The organism is Bacillus sp. USDA818B3_A (assembly GCF_009928415.1).
Taxonomy (GTDB): domain Bacteria; phylum Bacillota; class Bacilli; order Bacillales; family Cytobacillaceae; genus Neobacillus.
Genome location: NZ_JAABNN010000003.1, coordinates 136,485 through 155,325 on the forward strand (window position 1 = coordinate 136,485; position 18,841 = coordinate 155,325).

The 18,841-nt window shown below is 38.3% G+C and carries 24 protein-coding genes; 6 read left to right on the plus strand and 18 right to left on the minus strand.

The genetic code is table 11. The features are described 5' to 3' along the window. The first annotated feature begins 2 nt into the window (after positions 1-2). The 3 genes from GXK58_RS06850 (at position 3) to GXK58_RS06860 (ending at position 1,217) form a co-directional block, all read left to right on the plus strand. Entirely contained in the window at positions 3-245 is a 243-nt protein-coding gene (locus tag GXK58_RS06850) for a spore germination protein (protein ID WP_098529384.1), read from the plus strand. A 21-nt stretch (positions 246-266) separates the two neighbouring features. Next, positions 267-734 (plus strand): Hsp20/alpha crystallin family protein, encoded by a 468-nt coding sequence (locus GXK58_RS06855; RefSeq protein ID WP_160721123.1) that lies wholly within the window; start codon positions 267-269, stop codon positions 732-734. A 162-nt stretch (positions 735-896) separates the two neighbouring features. Beyond that, positions 897-1,217: a hypothetical protein gene (locus tag GXK58_RS06860; RefSeq protein WP_160721125.1), complete on the plus strand. Its 321-nt coding sequence runs from the start codon at positions 897-899 to the stop codon at positions 1,215-1,217. Between the two features lie 57 nt (positions 1,218-1,274). On the opposite strand, the gene GXK58_RS06865 is transcribed toward GXK58_RS06860, so the two are convergent. After that, entirely contained in the window at positions 1,275-1,745 is a 471-nt protein-coding gene (locus GXK58_RS06865) for a FixH family protein (protein WP_237389590.1), read from the minus strand. 101 nt (positions 1,746-1,846) lie between these two features. On the opposite strand from GXK58_RS06865, the gene GXK58_RS06870 reads away from it, so the two are divergent. Next, entirely contained in the window at positions 1,847-2,089 is a 243-nt protein-coding gene (locus tag GXK58_RS06870) for a DNA alkylation repair protein (protein ID WP_160721127.1), read from the plus strand. Between the two features lie 45 nt (positions 2,090-2,134). On the opposite strand, the gene GXK58_RS06875 is transcribed toward GXK58_RS06870, so the two are convergent. The 5 genes from GXK58_RS06875 to deoD all read right to left on the minus strand — a co-directional run bounded on the left by GXK58_RS06875 (position 2,135) and on the right by deoD (position 8,811). Then, on the minus strand, positions 2,135-2,956 hold the full coding sequence (locus GXK58_RS06875) for a hypothetical protein (protein ID WP_160721129.1): 822 nt from the start codon (positions 2,954-2,956) through the stop codon (positions 2,135-2,137). Positions 2,957-3,020: 64 nt separating this feature from the next. After that, positions 3,021-3,953, minus strand: a complete 933-nt coding sequence (locus GXK58_RS06880) for a CobW family GTP-binding protein (RefSeq protein ID WP_160722146.1) — start codon at positions 3,951-3,953, stop codon at positions 3,021-3,023. Positions 3,954-4,029: 76 nt separating this feature from the next. After that, complete coding sequence (locus GXK58_RS06885; protein WP_160721131.1) at positions 4,030-5,538, minus strand: S41 family peptidase; 1,509 nt, start codon at positions 5,536-5,538, stop codon at positions 4,030-4,032. A 247-nt stretch (positions 5,539-5,785) separates the two neighbouring features. After that, positions 5,786-7,978, minus strand: a complete 2,193-nt coding sequence (locus GXK58_RS06890; protein WP_160721133.1) for a heavy metal translocating P-type ATPase — start codon at positions 7,976-7,978, stop codon at positions 5,786-5,788. A 128-nt stretch (positions 7,979-8,106) separates the two neighbouring features. Then, entirely contained in the window at positions 8,107-8,811 is a 705-nt protein-coding gene (gene deoD / locus GXK58_RS06895) for a purine-nucleoside phosphorylase (protein WP_160721135.1), read from the minus strand. A 140-nt stretch (positions 8,812-8,951) separates the two neighbouring features. Between deoD and GXK58_RS27205 the strand changes: the two genes are divergently transcribed. Next, positions 8,952-9,077 (plus strand): hypothetical protein, encoded by a 126-nt coding sequence (locus GXK58_RS27205; RefSeq protein WP_237389591.1) that lies wholly within the window; start codon positions 8,952-8,954, stop codon positions 9,075-9,077. 68 nt (positions 9,078-9,145) lie between these two features. Here the strand turns inward: GXK58_RS27205 and GXK58_RS06900 are convergent, their stop codons facing one another. From GXK58_RS06900 to GXK58_RS06920, 5 genes are all read right to left on the minus strand, one after another. After that, on the minus strand, positions 9,146-9,454 hold the full coding sequence (locus GXK58_RS06900) for a YodL domain-containing protein (protein WP_160721137.1): 309 nt from the start codon (positions 9,452-9,454) through the stop codon (positions 9,146-9,148). A 191-nt stretch (positions 9,455-9,645) separates the two neighbouring features. Next, complete coding sequence (locus GXK58_RS06905) at positions 9,646-10,416, minus strand: sporulation protein (RefSeq protein WP_160722148.1); 771 nt, start codon at positions 10,414-10,416, stop codon at positions 9,646-9,648. A gap of 11 nt (positions 10,417-10,427) precedes the next feature. Next, positions 10,428-11,225, minus strand: coding sequence for a serine/threonine protein kinase (locus GXK58_RS06910; RefSeq protein WP_160721139.1), 798 nt, complete (start codon positions 11,223-11,225; stop codon positions 10,428-10,430). A gap of 12 nt (positions 11,226-11,237) precedes the next feature. After that, on the minus strand, positions 11,238-11,417 hold the full coding sequence (locus GXK58_RS06915) for a hypothetical protein (protein WP_160721141.1): 180 nt from the start codon (positions 11,415-11,417) through the stop codon (positions 11,238-11,240). A gap of 191 nt (positions 11,418-11,608) precedes the next feature. Continuing rightward, a complete protein-coding gene (locus GXK58_RS06920) occupies positions 11,609-11,782 on the minus strand; it encodes a YozD family protein (protein ID WP_098529412.1) in 174 nt (57 codons plus the stop codon). Positions 11,783-11,940: 158 nt separating this feature from the next. Here GXK58_RS06920 and GXK58_RS06925 point away from each other — a divergent pair, with 158 nt between their 5' ends. Further along, positions 11,941-12,108: a hypothetical protein gene (locus GXK58_RS06925; protein WP_160721143.1), complete on the plus strand. Its 168-nt coding sequence runs from the start codon at positions 11,941-11,943 to the stop codon at positions 12,106-12,108. Here the strand turns inward: GXK58_RS06925 and GXK58_RS06930 are convergent, their stop codons facing one another. From GXK58_RS06930 to GXK58_RS06960, 7 genes are all read right to left on the minus strand, one after another. Then, positions 12,109-12,804 (minus strand): hypothetical protein, encoded by a 696-nt coding sequence (locus GXK58_RS06930; RefSeq protein ID WP_160721145.1) that lies wholly within the window; start codon positions 12,802-12,804, stop codon positions 12,109-12,111. Between the two features lie 130 nt (positions 12,805-12,934). After that, positions 12,935-13,156 carry a YozE family protein gene (locus tag GXK58_RS06935; RefSeq protein WP_160721147.1) on the minus strand — a complete coding sequence of 74 codons (222 nt, stop codon included), beginning with the start codon at positions 13,154-13,156 and terminating at the stop codon, positions 12,935-12,937. Positions 13,157-13,283: 127 nt separating this feature from the next. Next, positions 13,284-13,562 carry a YokU family protein gene (locus GXK58_RS06940; protein ID WP_160721149.1) on the minus strand — a complete coding sequence of 93 codons (279 nt, stop codon included), beginning with the start codon at positions 13,560-13,562 and terminating at the stop codon, positions 13,284-13,286. Positions 13,563-13,574: 12 nt separating this feature from the next. After that, entirely contained in the window at positions 13,575-15,014 is a 1,440-nt protein-coding gene (gene ablA, locus GXK58_RS06945) for a lysine 2,3-aminomutase (RefSeq protein ID WP_160721151.1), read from the minus strand. Between the two features lie 132 nt (positions 15,015-15,146). Next, positions 15,147-16,541 carry a sigma-54 interaction domain-containing protein gene (locus GXK58_RS06950; RefSeq protein ID WP_160722150.1) on the minus strand — a complete coding sequence of 465 codons (1,395 nt, stop codon included), beginning with the start codon at positions 16,539-16,541 and terminating at the stop codon, positions 15,147-15,149. 65 nt (positions 16,542-16,606) lie between these two features. Continuing rightward, entirely contained in the window at positions 16,607-17,461 is an 855-nt protein-coding gene (gene ablB / locus GXK58_RS06955) for a putative beta-lysine N-acetyltransferase (RefSeq protein WP_160721153.1), read from the minus strand. 97 nt (positions 17,462-17,558) lie between these two features. Continuing rightward, positions 17,559-18,830 (minus strand): peptidase, encoded by a 1,272-nt coding sequence (locus GXK58_RS06960; protein WP_160721155.1) that lies wholly within the window; start codon positions 18,828-18,830, stop codon positions 17,559-17,561. Positions 18,831-18,841 lie beyond the last annotated feature (11 nt).

The window sequence follows — 18,841 nt, forward strand, 5'->3', positions numbered from 1 at the left end:
AAATGCCATTTCAAATAAACATATTCAATATAAAGACGAATTCCGTTGCTAACAATGCCAATATTTCTTTGGGACCCTCCGTCCAAAATAGCCATACGGCCAACCAAAAGTGGATTGGATCAAATTTTGCCTTAGGAGATTTATCTCCTTCGAGTTCGTTCTCTCTTAATGGCTTTGGAGACACAGATATTAGTGACCAAGATCAAATTGCCAATCCTTCCTCACCAATTGCAAATCAATTTTAGATTTAGAGAGGTTGAAGAATCATGTTTCCTTGGAATATGTTACCTTTTTCAAAGGATATGAAAGAATCCTTACAAAAAATGAAACCTGATGAGATAAACAATTACGTTCAGGACCTTATTGGAAAAATGATGCCAAACATGGGTGATATGATGAATCGCCAGGATTTATTCAATGGCTTTCAAAAATCAGAGTCAAAGCACCAGTCAAATATTTTAAACTCTTCCACTTTCGAAACCCATGATTATGTATTTGTAAGAATTCCAATTCGTAACGAAGAATGGCTGAATCAACTTCGCTTATATTATACATCCAATCAACTGATTATCGAACATATTCCTGACAGGGAAGATTCAAACACCATTACTCTCCCAGCTATTGTGAAAAGAAAAGGCGCTACTGCCAACTTCAAGGATGGCGTACTAGAAATTAAAATACCGAAGAATATTGATATGCAATACTCACAAATTGACGTAACAGAAATCCTGTAGCGTTAATTTTTTTTGCATGTTTTAGATAAATTCAAATAAGATAAACTAAGAAACATTCCTATGATCGTTATGCCACATCCCAATTCTGAATAGAGGGTTTTTATGAGATTCTTCTTTCACTTGTTCACTTCAAAGAAAACTTTTAGGAAGAAAATATCGGAATTGGAAAATAAAATATCCTCTTTAGAATCCGCTATTAACGATGTCAAAATAGAAGTAAAATCAATAAATGCCCCTGCTCCTGCACAGGAGAAAGAGATGATTCCATCTGTTCAAATTAATCACCTGCAGGTTGATCAAATTTTGATCGAGCGTTTAGACTATGCTAACAATCTCGGCCAATTAGGTATTAAGGAACTGACTGGCAGGTTAAATATCGGTTCGTCATATGAAGGAGATATTTCAAAACAAATTGATAAAATAGTGAAACAGAAACTCGGTAAGCAAGCAGCAGTAAATATTAAAGCAAAAAAGGAGGAATAATTACATTTAAAAAACAAGAAGACAGCAAAGAAGCTGTCTTCTTGTTAATTTAAGCCCCTATTGATTATGGTTTTCATGGTCATCCATATCCATGCCATCCATCGAGTGGCCCGATGTTGAATCTTCTTCCTTCTCACTAGGTGTTCCTACTGTAAATTCCTTTTTGGGCATATTATGCATGTCCCGGGCAGTTACATGGGAGATGACATAATAGGTCCCCTCTTGTTTAAATGTCTTTTCTAACCGATAGATTCCATTTTCTGTGTGTTTAACAGAAATTTTCTCATGATGCTCATCTTTTGACCGCCAAACTTCAAAGGAAACATCCGCATCATCGACTTTTTCCTTCCCTTGGGTTACCTCTGCCTCGAAAGTAATTGGTTTATTAGGTTCACCTGGATTCGGATTCACAGTCAAATTCACTTCGACCATTTCCGGAATCTCTCCTGAATTCTCCTCCTGCTTGCTGCAAGAAACGGCTAAACTAAATAAAAGAAAAACAATCAACATAAGTCCTAGTTTTTTCACGAAATAATCCCCCTTACTTAAATACTCCACTTGCATTGTTACATATTTACCAATATTTTTGCAAAAAATAATGATTAATAAAGATAAGAAAGGAGAAACCAATGTCAACCCCATATAAATGTCCTAATTGTAAAACGAATCGGAGCCGTTTCAATATTATTCAACAAATCCCGCATTCCGTTAAACTTGATCCCCAATCCGGAGATGTTCTTCACGAGTATGGGCAGAATGAGCTTGAACCCTTTCATCTTCCATATAATGGTCCTCAGGTACGTGTTCAATGCGGTGCCTGTGGGTTAATTGAGGATGAATTGACCTTCGTTAAATTTGGTGAACAAAGATAAGTAAAACAAAACCACCTTTATCATTAATAAAGGTGGTTTTGTTTTTTAGAAATGATTCTCTTTTAAAAATGAACTCGAATCCACCTTCCAAGGATCAACAGGGGAAAAACGTATTAAATGGATTTCTTCACGAAAGGTTTGCCCGCCCTTACCCTTTATATACCAATCAATCTCAGCAGGAACATCCAGACTTATTTCCTCGGTAAGGTCTTCAGGCGGCAGCCGTTCTAATCTTGATATCCTTACATTTTCAATTTTTTCTAAGACTGGTGCCCAGCTTATTTTTTGTAAAGAGATACTAGCAACAATCGCAGAATCCTGCTGCTTAAAGCCGGCAACATATGCATTTACGATCTGATAAGGATCGGCATTAGCAAGGTAATGATCTAATCTCCCTGAAGCCTTATAAATCATCAGCATGTGGGATAAATCCATTGAATTGGAGCGATGGGTGGTGCTGCCATAGAAATGTATGCAAAAATGTCCAGGAAAATTATTCTTTAATGCCCCGGCTCCATGAGGCATTCCATGCATGGAAGCAGCAATTCGCTCATTTTTATAAATGACAATAATAGCCCTCCGTTTCCAGCTCCATTTTCCCCCATAGATTTTTTTCATAATCTTAGTATCTTTTGACGTAAGCGGCTGTACATCCGCATGATTACTGCCCGCTCTTCTCTGTACTTTGAACTTTTTTCCCGTTTCTATATCCCGGACAGTAAATTTCGTGTATCTGGGTAAGATTTGATCAACTCTATTCCATTCAGTCATTTCAATCCTACCCATTTGTGAATTTGCTGCATATACCCCATTGCCATTTAGGAGGATTTGCATAATTATAAATAAACAACATGCGGTCTTCTTCATGGGAGCTCCTCCTTTAATGGATTTTTTCTACATTAAAAGAGTTGCCTTTTGGGGAAATTATCATTCACGATTTCTCATTTTCATCCTGATTATCACTGTTTTCAAGAGATGCAAGCTGGTTTTGGATTAATTTCCAATCCACATTTTCACCAATAAACACAAGGTTTAATTTGAGATTCATCAGTTCCTTCATATACAATGGCATCCCATATGAGTATTGGAAAAGGAAGGGATATTCTGAATGGTGAAATTTCACATACCCTTTTATTCTGTAAATTGTTTCAGGTAATTCCTTTAAAAATTCCTCAAAAGCGGTATGATTAACTGCATGGTTAAACTGGTACACAAATGTGGATAGATTTAAGTGGATGTGACCTGACTTTTTCTCTAGAGAGGCTGTTAAATTTCTTATCCGCCCGATTGGAACTTTCGAAAAATTGGTTAATAAGCATGGTGCTTTTTGATTTAAGCCTTGAATCTCAAAAATAAGTTTGGCCTGTTCATTTTCCGTTAAATCATCTGTTTTATTTATTAAGATAAAATCGGCATTTCTAACTTGCTCTAGTATTAATTGCTGCAGCTGCGGTCCCAGCGTTTTTCTATCCTTCCACCTAGTGCCATCAACTGTTGTAATAATCCCTTTTATTATTAATTGATCGGCAAATAATGGAGAAAGAATCGAATCTAGTACCTCTACTGGATGGGCTGCCCCAGTTGTCTCTATATAGATTACATCAGGATGGTTATCCATTAATAATCCTTGAAGCTGGGCTTCAAGTTCGTCTTGAATCGAGCAGCATATGCATCCACCTAATAACTCTCTTAATAACACATCTTCTTCCACACTATCTGAGTCTATTGAAACTTGACCAAGTTCATTCATCATTACAGCCACTTTTCTGCCATGGCTGCGCTCATCTTCGAGTAATTGTTTTAATAGTGTGGTTTTTCCGCTTCCCAGAAAACCAGATAATATGTACACCTCAGTTTTTTCCATCATTCTTTTCCTTTCTAGTTATCCTTCATAGTAATGATAAACCCGATTCCAGTTGTGGAATCGGGTTTCACTAATATTATTTCATACGGCCTTTAAGTACCTCAACTGCTTTTTGAAGCTGTGTGTCACTGTTTTTTATTTTTTCACGTAAAACATCCATTAACTTCAAAGTGGAGTCACCCTTTAACACGCCATTTGCAGGGAGTTTCTCTGCTGTTTGGAACTTAAGGACAGCTTGTCTAGTCTTTTCATCAAAGAACCCATCCACACGACCTGGGTCATACCCAATCGCCTTTAACATCTTCTGAGCTGTCTGAACTTCTGTAGATGAAGTGGACAGTTTTAACTCTTTATCTGGATCTATAATCGGTAATGTCGCATATTCTGGCAGCGCCACTTCTACGTCAGGGACAATCCCCTTTTTATGAATCCAGTTACCATCCGGTGTTAACCATTTGGCAATTGTATATTTTAGATTAGAGCCATCCTCGAAATCAGCTGCCGTTTGAACCGTTCCCTTTCCAAAGGATTTCTCACCAACAAGTGGAACGCCAGCTGATTCTTTTACTGCAGCTGCAAAAATTTCAGAAGCACTTGCACTGCCTTTATCAATTAAAACCACTAGTGGAAGGTCAGGATTCCCTCCATTTTCAGAAGCAATTTCCTTCACTTTTCCATTACGGTCTTCTTCTTTAACAATCACTTTTCCTTTAGGGACAAACATGCTTGTAATACTCACTGCTTGGTCTAATAAGCCCCCTGGGTTTTGACGCAAATCTAAAACGAGGCCTTTCATACCCTTTTTCTGCAGATCGTTTAACGTACTAACTAACTCTTTCGAAGTGTTGCTTGAGAAGCTGGTAATTTGAACCTTTGCAATAGACTTATCAACCATTTCTCCATAAACTGTTTCAATTGGAATCGTATCACGAACAATTGGAACTGTCATAGGAGCTTCTATACCGGGCCGTTGGATAGATAATGTCACTTTAGTACCTTTTTTGCCTCTTATTAATGTGACAGCTTCGGTCGAATTCATTCCCTGAAGACTCTTCCCATTTACAGAAACAACCATATCGTTTGGTTTCAAACCTGCTTTTTCTGCAGGGGAACCCTTAATTGGTGATACAATTACTATATGGCCATCTTTTTCCTGAATTTCGGCGCCAATCCCTTCGAAGGACGAGGAAATACTGTTATGGAAGCTTTTCGCTTCGTCATTACTCATATAATCTGAATAGGGGTCATCTAAGGATTGGACCATCCCATCAATTGCCCCATTAATCAGTTTCTTTTGATTAACATCCTTATAATATCCATTTTTCAAGGTATCAAATGCTTCATAAAGTTTATTAAATTCAGTTCTATCTGGGGTAACAGTTACCACTTTTTCTTTTCCAAACGCTAGAGCAAACGTTGTAATCCCTGCTGATAAGAATACAAGGAAAAATAAAAGCATAATAAAATGGAATTTTTTCAAGCGTATGTAACCTGATTTATTTTCTGACACTTGCTCCTGCTCTACTTTTTTTTCCTCAACTTTTAATTCTTCATTTTTTTCATCCAAAGCCTTCACCACTTTCATTCACCATAAAGATATGAATTGTACCTCAGTCAAGTAGACGGGTATATTTGCATTTATTAAATCAACTAAAAAGTAAGCCCTTAGTGATTAGAATAACATTTTTTATATAAAATTAACAAAGAAAAGTTAATGAATATCATTAGAAATGCATTTTCCTAATGATTTCACTAATAAAAAACGGCACTGCCTGGTGGTAAGTGCCGTTTTTTAAGCTGCTTCATAGCCTTGTCTTCAACTGCTATTTCAATTATATTTTAACCTTCTTTAGTCGAAGTGCGTTAGTCACAACGGATACTGAGCTGAATGCCATTGCCGCTCCCGCTACCCAAGGAGCAAGCAGTCCAAGTGCAGCAATTGGGATCCCGGCGGTATTATAAATAAGTGCCCAGAATAGATTTTGCCGAATATTCTTCATTGTTTTTTTACTCAATGAAATGGCCTTAGAGGTTAGCGTTAGATCACCGCCAAGAATAGTAATATCGGCTGCTTCAATTGCCACGTCCGTCCCTGTACCAATGGCAATCCCAATATCTGCAACGGCAAGGGCTGGGGCATCATTGATTCCGTCACCTACCATTGCCACCTTTAAGCCTTTAGACTGAAGTTCCTTTACATGAACCGCTTTCTCTTCTGGAAGAACTTCAGCAATGACATGGTCAATCCCCACTTGTTTAGCAATGGCCTTGGCAGTCCGCTCATTATCACCTGTAAGCATGTATACCTCTATCCCCAACTCTCTTAATTGCCGGACCGCTAGAGAGGCTGTTTCTTTGACCGTATCTGCAACGGCAACCAGGCCCACAATCTGGTCATTAATAGCAATATACATGGCTGTTTTTCCATCTGTCTCGAAGCGTAAAAGATCATTTTCCAACTCTTGATATGAAATACTTTTTAAATTCATTAATTTACGCGTACCTACAAATACTTCATCATTGCCTATTTTTGCCTCTATTCCGTATCCTGGTATCGCCTTAAAGCGTTTAACTGGAAGTGTACTTGAGCGCTTTTCCATTCCATACCTGACAATCGCGTCTGCAAGTGGATGTTCGGATGACTTTTCAGCAGAAACTAGATACTGAAGTACCTTTTTTTCTTCCTGATAAGCAATGAAATCTGTTACGACAGGTTCTCCCTTTGTAATCGTCCCTGTTTTATCAAAGACAATCGAATGGATTTTGTGTGCTGCCTCCAGATGTTCTCCACCCTTAAAAAGAATCCCCATTTCAGCCGCTTTCCCTGTACCAACCATAATGGATGTAGGAGTAGCAAGTCCTAAAGAACAAGGACAGGCAATAACAAGAACAGCAATCGCTGTTTCTAATGCAGATGGAATATCAGCTGGGTCAATGAAAAAATACCAAATAATAAACGTTAAAATGGATATGGCAACAACCACAGGAACAAAATAGCCTGAAATGGTATCTGCAAGCCGTTGGATAGGAGCTTTACTGCCTTGTGCTTCCTCGACAATTCTAATGATTCCTGCTAAGGCAGTATCTCTTCCTACCTTTGTTGCTGTCATCGTCAGTGTTCCATTTTTATTAATAGTAGAACCAATTATGTTATCACCTGTGGTTTTCTCTACCGGAATGGATTCACCTGTAATCATGGATTCATCAATGGATGATTGTCCTTGGATGATACACCCATCAACAGGAATTTTCTCTCCTGGCTTCACAACTAATTGATCTCCTGCCTTCACATCCTCAATCGGTATTCTTTGTTCCATCCCATCTTTAAGTATTGTCGCTTCTTTTGCTTGTAGGTTTAATAATGTTGAGATCGCCGCGGTGGTCCTCCCCTTTGCGATGGTTTCAAACAATTTACCCAGGAGGATTAACGTAATAAGAACGCTACTTGTTTCAAAATAGAGGTGCGGCATATAAAATGGATGTTTTATGGTTTTTATTGCTTCGGCAAGACTGTAAAAATAGGCAGCAGAAGTTCCCAGTGCAACAAGGACATCCATATTTGCACTTTTACTGCGGAGTGATTTATACGCGGCAATATAAAAGGGACCCCCAATATAAAACTGAACAGGTGTGGCTAATAGGAATTGAAACCACGGGTTCATTAACAAATGCGGCATTGGCAATCCTAATTCAATCGGAAGATGAGCCAGCATCGTATATAAAAGCGGAACAGATAATACGACAGACAAAAGAAATTTTTGCTTCTTTTGTTTGATTTCCTCTTCCTTATGCTGTTGTTTTTCCTCTCTCTTTTCCTTTTCTTTTGCGTGATAGCCTAGTTTTTCTATTTTGGCGATAATTTCAGTACTTGTTACACTGTCTTTTTCATAAGATATGGCTGCACTTTCCATGGCTAAATTAACATTAGCCTCGACACCATTCATTTTATTTAAGACTTTTTCAATCCTGGTTGAACATGCAGCACAGGTCATCCCAGTTATATCAAGTTTGAGCTGCTCCTTCATCTCGTTCACCTCATTCACTAATGAACAACGTCCTCTACTATCTAAATTATAAAATTCTCCATTTACATCAAAGTTCCTTTATTAAAAGAAAAGAAACCTCTTTCCACTTGGAAGAGGTTTCATCCCATTTATTCCGTGATGGCCGCTTCTAATGCAACCTGAATCATATCATTAAAGGTTAATTGTCTTTCTTCAGCAGATGTTTCTTCACCTGTTAGAATATGATCACTAACAGTAAGTACTGAAAGGGCTCTTCGATTGAATTTAGCTGCTAATGTGTAAAGAGCAGTTGTCTCCATTTCAATCGCAAGAATTTGATACTTAGCCCATTTTTCAAGTTCAGCATTATCATTATAAAATGAATCCGCTGTGAAAATATTCCCTACTTTCAGGTTCAACCCTTTAGCAACCCCTGCATCATAAGCCTTCCTTAGAAGATCAAAGTTTGCTGTAGGAGCAAAATCCACATGACCAAAGGTAAGTCGATTCATATTGGAATCAGTCGAGCTCGTCATTGCCAATATAACATCGCGTACTTTTACATCCTTTTGAATGGCTCCGCAAGTGCCAACCCGGATTAAATTTTGTACATTGTAGCTCTGAATCAATTCATTAACATAAATTGAAATAGAAGGAACACCCATTCCCGTGCCTTGAACAGAAATCCTTTTCCCTTTATATGTACCTGTGTACCCAAACATATTACGAACTTCATTGTAACATTTGGCATCCTCTAAAAATGTTTCAGCTATATATTTTGCCCGTAGTGGATCTCCGGGAAGCAATACCGTTTCTGCAATTTCATTCTCTTTTGCTCCAATATGTACACTCATATGTAAACCTCCAATAAAAATTATGTACAGTAATAAGTTTGTACCATAGTCAATATAACATAAACGTTTTTTATTGAAAAACGAAGACATGATTTTTTGAAATTGTGGGAACCTATAGATAGGTTAAAGGAGGGGTAATAATGGGTAAAAAAAACCGAGCACGTATCCGTGGGAAAAAGAAGAATAATCACATCCCACCTGAAGCCATTGTGGCCGAACATGAAGCACATGGAAAAGAATTCAGTGCAGCAGAACGTAAGGCTTAATACTAAGGAAATATCATTTCTTCCATAAAAATAAACCTAAGGGTGACCCTTAGGTTTTATGTATTTTTTCATCGAATATTTATACGATTGACCGTTTCCCAACCACCTGATTTTAATTGAAAATAGTGCTGGCCGCCACGACCTTCATCGATTAAGATAATATCGCCAGTCGACATAAATCTTCCGTTGTAATCCGCAGGAATCCTGTCGGTCACATTAAAGCGGCTAAACGTTTCTAGTAAGCAATGCTGTCGGCTGCTGGCGGGAATAGTCGTACGATAAACTTCTTTATACCCTCTATGTTCACGGTATTTTGGTGTTTGAAAGATTGTCACATCATACAAGGTACATGCTCGTTTCGTTAACATTTTGATCATACGATCCCTCCCAATTATTTGACTTATTAATCTATTTAAATAATTGGCGATTACAAATGTTTTTTCCTCCCTAAAAATTAAAAACTTCACTATTTTTGGTAATTTTCGTGTTTTATTAGCAGATAGGGATAAATTATAAATTTTGCAGAAAGAAAAAAACAATAGAGTCCAGGACCCTATTGTCAATTAAACTATGAATATCTTTGAATGATGCTTTGAATCTTTTGGTGTAAGTTTGGTATTTCTTCGTTCGTAACTGTTAACCTTACATTCGTTTCATCCGTACCAAGTGCCTCAGAGAACAGTCCTGACAAGCCGCGTGCACGTCGGTCCACTTGGAACATAATGTCTAGTGCTCCGTTTCCAGACGGGAAGAATACAACTTCTAATTCATCTAATTTGCCGCGGAATTGTCCTGAAGTTGGAACGAATTCAAATTCCTGAACAAAAGGCAAACGCCCGCGTAATCGGCGTGGTGCTTCCTCACAATCCGCCTCACGAATCCTGAATCCTAATTGGTCGACTGCATTAAATACAGCAGTCATTAATGGATTCGGAATAACTTTTAAGTAGTCTTGATCATTCGGATCAATGGCACCTTTTATATCCAACCCTGTAGTCACCCATACTTTTGAACGGCCAATCGATAGCGGTGTGTCAAATGGAAGCTGAAAGGAAAACGGGATATCCTTTTTTTCATTGGCCCCTATGGTAAACGGAGTAGTAAGACGGAAACGTTCAATTGTTGCTGTAACCGAGTATTTTCGGTCATCTGACTCTCTTAAATAAGTTGTATTCAAGGCAAGGTAAATCTCATCAATCTGCTGATTAATCTTTCCACCTTTTATGGCCACTACACCCTGGACAGTTTCTCCAGGCATGTATGTATCCTTCTCAAGTTTTGTATCCACCTCAGCAGATCCAATCCCCACACTTGCAAATACCTTGTTAAAAAATGACATCATTTCTCCTCCTAAGTAACCAGCTTTTTAATTTCTTCTCTTATCTGTGAGCAATTATCATATGCGGGTTCAATCTGTAAGAGCCTTCTAATAATATGTTTCGCTTCAGCTGAAATAGTTAATTCTTCTTCCCAGCTCTTTTCCTTTTCCGAACTATCAAAAGAAAAATTAGAATACAGCAAAAACAACAGAAAATGTCCAAGTCCATAAAAGTCAGCTTGAAAATTGATTCCTTTTCGCAAATCAAGCTTTTGTATTACTTTTTCTTCTTCCTTTTCCTGTTGCAGATACCTGCCTAATCCTAAATCGATCAGTCTAACTTTAGCTCCGTCATAGATGACATTTGGAATCCTGATATCTCGATGGATGATCCTTTTGTTATGCAAATATTCAATAAGGTTCAGTAATTCATCTGCAATATTAAATGCACCCATTTCAGATATAGTCCAACCATCAGAAAAAATGAGCTGTTCAAAGTTCTTTCCTATAATATACTCCATCGTATAATAAGGGATTTCTTTGAAGGTTCCCTCTTCAAAGTACTGGGGAAACCCAGGATGATCAATTGATCTTAATAATTCCTTCTCCAGCTCAAAGCCCCTCTTACCTGATTTGGTGATTCTTTTATGGATTCTTAATGCTTTTAAAACCTTCAACTGATTGGAGATTAGATCTGTAACTAAATAACTGTGTCCATAGCTGCCCATGCCAAGATGTTTAATGACTTTAAAGTTTCCGGCAATCAATTCATCCGTGTTAAATGGTCTTTCTAGCAAATTAGAAAAAAACAAAACAGACCTTTTTACCATTTAAATGCCTTCTTAGCTGCTAAAAAAACTAGACAAAAAACTGCCGCTTTTATGTTTCTTTTTGTAATGATGATGTCCATAGTGACTGTGTTTATGATGATTCATCTTCTTCCAAGCAGCGCTGGATGACGAATATTTGTGATGATGATTTAGTTTGCTGCCAAGTATAGATTTTAGGATTTTCTTTAACATAAAAAACCCCTCCTTAGGTTCGTATTCATTTATACGAGATAAACAGCTAAAGGTTTCGTTAAAACTAAAAAAAGTAATTCCTTTCTCATGGACGAAATGGTCTATGTTGAGTTCAAACAAAAAGCGAGCATAATTTAATGCTCGTCTTTTCCCTTATCTATCATAAAAGAGGAAGGCCCATCATTACGTCGTTAGTCATCCTCTACTTCCTCATCAATAATACTCTTTTCGATCAGATATTCGAAGGTTATATCTGCGAGTTCTTCTAATTCTTCTTCGCTAGGAACGTAACCCCGCTTCACCAGCTCATGAAAGAAAAATTCGGCAATTTCTTCTGTATCAATAAACACTTCGATTTCTCTCATAGCATCGCCCCCTTTTTAGAGAATGTATGATGTACATGGTCTTTTCATGCTAGTAACTTTAACATGGTGTAACATTCAAAGCATCTTAAAAAATTCATGTCTTTTTTTTTGTGGACAAGCATAGGATGAAAAAAAAGAACTTGGTGAGGTGTTGTAGGATGTCAAATTTACAATTTAAGTTAGAGGCTTTTATTGATGATGTTAATAAAGAAGATGGACTTACCTTCCAACTAATAGAGAAGTTAACTAATTCCATGTTTTCCCTAATTAAATGGGCCGGAATCCCTTTTGTTCTTTATTTATTATTTGAAATTTCCAGATGGTAGCTATACATGGCTTTTGCCATCATTGTTTACTAGACTTTCTAATTTCCTAAGGATTACCCGCATAACTTGATAGTATTCTTGATCTTGGAACATTTCATATAAAATCCGGTAATCATTAAATATGTCCAATAAGTTATCAATTAATTCCTTTTTTTCCTTTTTTCGTTCAATTTCTTCAATTTCTGTTTTTCTGACCATGTTTTGAACTTTTGGTTTTTTTTCCACTTTTTCTTGTTTATTGACTAAGTATAGAAGACCCAGTTTTTGAATGAATGTATCTGCATTCTCTGCATCAGCAACAAGTGTCAATTCCTCTTCACCTGCTTCGAGCCACTCGCCGTCACTTACACGGGAAAGCTCATAGATCACATCTTCCCAGGCATCTTCTTTGTAACGCCAGATTTCCGTTCGAAACCCGACAATCTTAAATAATTCAGCACCGTAGCCGCTTACTTGAACTAAATCTCCAAAAAAGAATTTGTACTCGATATCAATTTGCTCTTGCTCTACCACTGCACCCTCATATTCAGAAAGTAATTGAAGGGCCTCTTCTATATAAAGTCCTTCGCTGTTATTGACTTCATAAACATAATTTCCATCCAGTATTTTAATATCGGTAACCTTTCCCACTGTACCATAAATGGTGATTACAACAGTATCACCGATTTTATACTTTGGTTTTTTCCTCTTTGCCATGTCCTCCCATCCCCTCAAATGGATTAGTCCTGTGTTTGAATACAATAGTATATGCGAGGACAAAAATAACGCTCATAGGAAATTAATAAATGAAAAAATCGCCTCCAAAGGGCGATTTAGTTTTAAGAAATTAACTTTCTGATTGGATGTAATGCTCCCAGGCTTCATCAAATACCGTCATTGACTTTAAATACTGGCCATTCATTTCTAGATAGGAGCTAATTTCATGATAATCCTGCGAAGTTTTCGGAAACCCATGATCCAAAAATGCTTCGTTTGCAAAAATACTGATTTCATCCTTTGGGGCTGGATGTCTATATTTCATTAAAAAATGATAAAATGATTTTCTCATATAGAAAACGCCTTTCTGATCCCATTTGGAGACCACTATTTTTCCTTATGGAATACTATAACGGATACTATATGACTCGTCCAGTACGATGAGCTAATCCCCAAACAAAAACAGCCTTATTAGGCTGCTAGGTTGTAAAATCAAAATAATTTTTCTTTAATAATCTCGGAATCTTCATTAATCCCTTAAAAGTAATCAACTTTCCAATCTGCTTACAATCAATTAAGAACAACTGATCTTCTATCTCTTTGACAATTTTTTCACTTTGATAGGTCATGTTGCAATCACCGCAATTTAGTGCAGGTGTTTCGTTAATTTCAATTGCACGTGAACCGTCAGGTAATTCCCAAAAGACAGAGTTAGTGACCTCTTTTACATTAGAGCTGCTGCACCATTCACATCTCATATTATTTTCCACCTATTCCTTCCTTTGTTCGATAACCTGCTCCGTTTTTCCCCCTTGGTTACTGCCCTTTTCTTTCTCAGTTAATGCTTTAAACTTTTTCTCTTTTAATTCGTCACGCTTACTCCTCTTGTCTTTTAATGAAGCGTGTGCAGGATCTTCGATATATTGCTTACGGCGATTAAGCCTATTTAATCCTTCGGGTACTAAATTGAAATGTTGATCATTCATAATTCCTGCAATTCCGGCAAGAGACTTTTTCTCTCCCGTGTCAGGATACACCTTTTCAAAGTATTCATCCGCTCTGCCAGGAACATAGTTTTCTGGTTCTGGATAAGAAGTAATGACACCTTCAAAATTTCGGAGGACGACCTTTTCCGGGCTTTGTGAAATTAAATAGTTAGGCTGCAAGGCAATTTTCCCTCCTCCTCCCGGTGCATCCACAACAAAGGTTGGTACAGCATATCCGCTTGTATGACCGCGCAATCCCTCGATAATTTCCAATCCTTTTGAAACAGGGGCACGGAAATGGCCAATCCCTTCTGAGAGGTCGCATTGATAGATATAATAAGGGCGAACACGAATTTTTACCAGGTCATGCATCAGTTTTTTCATAATCGGAACACTGTCATTAATACCTGCGAGAATAACAGATTGATTACCCACTGGAACCCCTGCATTAGCCAGCATCTCACAAGCCTTTTTTGAGTCCTCGGTAATTTCAATTGATGTATTAAAATGGGTGTTCAACCAGATTGGATGATATCTTTTCAAAATATTGCAGAGGTTTTCAGTAATACGCTGCGGGAAGACCACAGGTGCCCTTGTACCGATTCGGATAATTTCCACATGGTCAATTTCACGTAGATTTTTTAAAATATATTCCAAAATATTATCATTAATCAATAGACCATCACCGCCGGAAATTAATACATCCCGTACCTCTGGCGTTTGTCTAATATACGCTATTGCAGCATCCAACTGTTTTTTGGGGACGCCCATACCAATCTGACCGGAAAAACGTCTTCTCGTACAATATCTGCAATACATGGAGCACTGATTGGTTACGAGAAAGAGCACACGGTCAGGATAGCGGTGGGTCAGTCCTGGTACCGGGGAGTCCTCATCCTCGTGAAGCGGGTCTTCGAGGTCATATTTTGTTTTATTAATTTCATTTGAAACAGGGACAGATTGCATACGAATTGGGCAGCGCGGATCATCAGGGTTCATTAATGAAGCGTAATAGGGTGTGATGTTTAAGGGAATCGTTTTGGTTGAAATCCTTACTCCTTCTTCTTCATCTGGAGTTAAGTTAATCACTTTTTTTAAATCTTCGGCCGTCCGAATCGTATTGGTTAATTGCCATAACCAGTCATTCCACTGCTCCTCAGTCACATCTTTCCAAAGCTCTATTTCCTTCCAATACCTATTCGGTTTATATAAAAATGGTTTCATGACCATTCCTCCTCCACTTGCTTTACTAAATAATATGCAAGTTTCGTGCCAACTCCACATTATGGTTAAAAAGCTGAGCAACTGTTACCTCTCCAATAAGCGCCAGAAAAAAACCGCCGAAAATCCGGCGGTTTAATAGGGAAGCTTTTTAATTTTATATTGCAGCGTCTGCCTTGGAATTTCAAGTAGCTTGGCAGCCTGATTAATATTTCCATTCGTTTGCTCCATAGCATTCAGGATCAACCTTTTCTCCAACTCCTCCAAATTCTCCCGCAAAGACAAAGTACCAAGGGGATGATGTATAGCTTTTTCTTGTGACAATGATTGCCTTAGAATCATTGGCAAAGTATCTAACTCTAGAAAGTCCCCCACACAGACATTCATCATGTATTCAATCGTATGTTTTAATTCGCGGACATTGCCCGGCCATTGATGCCCCGATAAAAATATGGCTAATTTCTTATCGACACCTTTCACTTTCTTACCTAATTTTGTGTTTAGATCTTGGATAAAGTAATCCGTTAAGTAAAGGATATCCTCTTTTCTTTCCCTTAATGGCAGAAGCGCAAAGGTAAAAACATTCAAACGATAATAAAGGTCATGGCGAATCATGTTCTCTTGCAGGGCTATTTGCGGATGTACATTCATCGCAGCTATGACACGAACATTGACGTAGATATTTTGTGAGCTGCCCACCCTGCGGATCATCCCATCCTCTAAGACCCTTAACAGCTTGGCCTGAAGCTCAATTGGCATGGTATGAAGCTCATCGAGAAATAGTGTCCCTTCATCAGCTAATTCAAACAAACCTTTACGGTCGACTGCCCCAGTATAACTCCCTTTTACGGTCCCAAAAAGTATGCTTTCTAGCAGTGTTTCTGGGATGGCTGCACAATTTTGAGCAACAAAAGGTTTTTCCGAGCGATAGGATTCATGGTGTATTCCTTGGACAAACAATTCCTTGCCAGTCCCCGATTCACCATAGACAAGGATTGGGGAATCCGCTTTAGCCAGTTTTCTTGCCTCTTCCTTCGTATCTGAAAAGATATGGTTAATTGTACGAATATCATTTAATGTGTACGTTACCTGTTTTATCCCCTGTTTATTTTGTTTTTTTGGAAAGCCTTTTTGTAAGTCTAAGAGCCTCTCAGCAAGCAGTTTCATTCTTGAATAATCTTTAGCAATCTCTACTGCTCCGATAATTTCCTCTCCTAGAAATATTGGCAGGGTGGTATTAATGGTATCGATTCTTATGCCGTGCATATTAACATATACCTGGGTTTGATTATAAATAGGCTTACCCGTTTTTATCACCTTTAAAAGTGTACTCGACTCTTCTGTTAAAGAAGGGAATGCCTGTATGATATGCCGTCCCAATACATCTTTACTTTCCATGCCATCATGCTTGGCTGCGACTTCATTATAAAAAATCGTTTTCCCTTCCGTATTTACCACATGGATTCCTTCATCGATACTTTTCAGAATGGCAGCCAAGACCTCTTGTGTGAGTGCAGTTAATTCTCTTATTCTTAACACCTGCCTTTAATTAAGGTTTCGAGGGTGCCGAAAAACTGGCATGTAAAGCCAATAATCTAGCAGTTTGCCAGATCTTTTACCCACATATTCATATTCTCGAGTTTGTCATAGATATAGCAGTTGTTCATGAACCTTCCTCTATAGGAATAACCCAGCTGAAATAAAACGGCATTCATGCCAAATGATAAGGCCCTTGCAATCGAGTAGGCACAGAAGATACCTTGATTTTTCAAGTCCCGTTCAAGCTCCTGAAGGATTATCTTCATTAGTCCATATTTTCTGTGCTCGGTTAATGTTGCACAATCTGTTAGCTCTGCATTTTTGTAAAAGAGATTGATTTCTGCTGATGCAGCACTGACTATTTTTCCTTGATGCGAAAAGACGTAATAGATTGTTCCCTCTTTCATGGTCTTTTTTACATAGTCAGGATCATGTAATGGTGTAGGATAAATCTGAAACACTTGTTTATACAGGGAAGAAAGTTCACTGGCACAATATTCATCCGCCTTTTTTAATTCATATTCCTTTGGCGGCACGGTTTTTTCTATAGATGGACTTAATTGGTAAATATTCTGAATCATACCATCTTCGGTAATCCAGTGATCATTTCTTTTCCGTTCAGCCGAATAGAATTTTGAAAAGAAATGGGCGGTTGAACCCAGGAAATACAGGTCCACCATGGCTTCGGGCAGGAAACCTGCTTCAATAAACGTGAAGTAGTCTTCACTGCGTGCCTTAATGATTAATTTCTCAACTTGATGCAATTTAACCAGCTCTTCCACCTTGATTAATAAATATTTTGTATTGCCGCGATAGTCATCAACCCTGATTCGTTTATTAAAAGGGTCCAAATATAGTTCACTATAAAAATTCGACTCATTCAGGTAAAAAGTGGATGCGGTTTGATTCATAAAAAGACACTCCTTAACTGCTTATCTGTTAATATGAATAAAAAGTCTGGCCGGGATCTGCCAGACTCCATTTTACCAAACAGTCCTTGAAGAACCATTAATGTTCCACCACTTCACACCATTTTAATATTGTTAAGGCAATTATTTCACTTGCTGTAAATAAATCCTCAAGTATGATATGTTCATTTGCATCATGAGCAACTTCTGTTATACCTGGTCCAAAAACGACGACCGGAGTATGCCCAACAGTAGAAAGAATACCCCCATCTGTTCCCCATGGACTTGCTTCGATTACTGGCTGCTCTCCTTTAACATCGATAAAGCTCTTGATTAACTCAATCATTAAAGGATGATCAGACTCAAGGCTTCCTGGCTGCCATCTGCCTCCAAACCATTCAAGCTTGAGAGGATGTTTCTGCAGCCATTCATCTTGACTCATAAGATTTTGCAGAAATTTTTCCATTTCAGATTGAGCAGCTTGAATGGTTTCGTCAGGGGATACCCCCATTCTTCCTTCAATCACGGCAGTATCAGGTACTGAAGAGGGCCATTGGCCGCTAGTAATCTTGCCAATATTAATGGGGATTGGTATGGGTGTTTTATTAAAGAGAGGATCAATAATCCGGGTGTTTCTATCTTTCTCTAATTGTTGCAAACCCTGAATTACTAGGAGAGACTTTTCAATGGCACTTACTCCTTCATATCTAGTTCCACCATGTGCCGCCTTACCTGTTACCGTTATTCGAAACCACATGGAACCCTGTTGTTTTGGAAACAGCTTCATATTGGTCGGTTCTGGAATGATTGCCCCATCTGCATGATAGCCTCTCAATACAGCCGCAAGGGTACCTGCTCCGCCACTTTCTTCTTCAATGACACTTTGAAAAATAACATCTCCTTTCAGTTTTATACCTGTGGCAATGATTGATTCTAAGGCCATTAATAGAGCCACATTTCCGCCCTTCATATCTGTTGCCCCTCTTCCAAATAGCTTGCCGCACTCAATCGCGCCACTAAATGGTTCATGCTTCCAATTTAATGGATCCCCAACAGGCACTACATCGATATGTCCGTTTAAAATGATCGATTTACCGCCTCCAGAACCTTTTAATACTGCAACCAAGTTAGGATTGCCTGCAAAGCTTTGCCTGTCACAGCAATAGGCTGGATGCTTCGTTAATTCATCTCCGCCAATCTCCCATATATCCAGCGTTAATCCAAGCTGACGACACTTCTCAATCACTATAGCCTGAGTACTGCTCTCATTTCCGCGTGTACTATTTTCTCGGACTAATAGTTGCAGGATTCTCGCTGCACGGGCACGGTTATCCTTGAGCCATCGTTTTACTTTAAGTTCGTCTTTATCCACCTCATGTCCCC